2 tRNA genes are annotated in these 301 nt (G+C 47.2%); both read left to right on the forward strand.

The window, feature by feature from the left end:
• A tRNA-Leu gene (locus tag INT04_RS19260) sits at positions 1-87 on the forward strand.
• A 126-nt stretch (positions 88-213) separates the two neighbouring features.
• Positions 214-300 (forward strand) — tRNA-Leu (locus INT04_RS19265).
• Position 301: the final 1 nt, after the last annotated feature.

Below are 301 nucleotides of genomic sequence, written 5' to 3' on the forward strand. Positions count from 1 at the left end.
GCCCAGGTGGTGAAATCGGTAGACACAAGGGATTTAAAATCCCTCGGCTGTAAGGCTGTGCGGGTTCAAGTCCCGCCCTGGGCACCATCTCTTTTAAATAAAGAGTTTGGTGCGAAAAGTAAAGTCCATTGTAAATGGCATCAAGAAGTAATTAAGTCGTCCATACCAGTAATATCTTGTTTATAAGAATTTACGGGCGCACCACAGAATTTAGCCCAGGTGGTGAAATCGGTAGACACAAGGGATTTAAAATCCCTCGGCTGTAAGGCTGTGCGGGTTCAAGTCCCGCCCTGGGCACCAT

Origin of the sequence: Proteus sp. FME41, assembly GCF_014897315.1 — a bacterium.
Taxonomy (GTDB): domain Bacteria; phylum Pseudomonadota; class Gammaproteobacteria; order Enterobacterales; family Enterobacteriaceae; genus Proteus.